Annotated in this window: 1 protein-coding gene; it reads right to left on the reverse strand. The window is 42.1% G+C overall.

Annotation, left to right across the window (positions count from 1 at the left end; translation table 11 throughout):
- Positions 1-328 (reverse strand): hypothetical protein (locus FDX22_RS30250; protein ID WP_186805456.1); only part of this gene is annotated, 328 nt, incomplete at both ends.

Here is a 328-nt window from a genome sequence, read left to right on the forward strand (position 1 = left end):
GGTGTCAGTAAGCTTGTTGGGATTAAAAGGTAGTCAGATGGATCAGAACCACCTCTATCTTTTATAATCACGGCTGTATAACCTTCAGGTACATACCATCCCGCAATATCCAAGAGAACTGGATTTACATACGTTAAGTCCTCAGCTGTTGGCATCATATAATAATACTTTTCAGTTGTGTCACCACCAGAGTAATGCTCATAATCATACGAATTCTTCGTATCGCCATAATACCGCTCGTCGGCAATCAGTTGTTGCGGTAGTAACGAGCTTGCAGGTGGATTTGTTGGTGCCCCAATATTGAATGGGTTGTCTTTACCGATTGTAC

It is taken from the genome of Citrobacter sp. TBCS-14, from assembly GCF_005280805.1.
GTDB classification, from domain to species: Bacteria; Pseudomonadota; Gammaproteobacteria; order Enterobacterales; family Enterobacteriaceae; genus Citrobacter; species Citrobacter gillenii.